This window comes from Ochrobactrum sp. SFR4, from assembly GCF_019730395.1.
Taxonomy (GTDB): Bacteria; Pseudomonadota; Alphaproteobacteria; order Rhizobiales; family Rhizobiaceae; genus Pseudochrobactrum.
In genome coordinates this window covers 1-342 of record NZ_JAAPBB010000430.1, presented here as the reverse complement: position 1 = coordinate 342, position 342 = coordinate 1, and the positions used below count along the sequence as shown (strand labels likewise).

The following is a 342-nucleotide window of genomic DNA, read 5'->3' as shown; positions in this document are numbered from 1 at the left end:
ATTAAGCCGGCGATCAATGAACAGTGCACAATCAGGTGCTACAAATCCGCTATCCAGATTGCCGGCGATACGGCACATCGTGATGGAAGGGGCAGATGCTTCAACGGGCCTGATCGGTACGGCGCTTAAGCGGGTCGCATATTGTTTGCTCTTCTCAAGGATGCGGTTTTGCACCCACATCATAGCTTCAATAGCATTGCGGCCTTCATGTGCCCGTGCGCCATGGGCAGCTTTGCCACGGATTGCCAGTTTAGCCCAGATCATACCTTTATAGCCGACTGTAATCAGATTAGGTCCGCTCAAGCCGCCTGCAATAACATATTTGGAGCGGCCAATATCAGC

General features: G+C 52.0%; 1 protein-coding gene. It reads right to left on the bottom strand.

From position 1 onward, the window contains the following. Nucleotides 1-342: peptidase dimerization domain-containing protein (locus HBA93_RS19685; RefSeq protein ID WP_221724414.1), on the bottom strand; the 342-nt coding region annotated here is incomplete at both ends.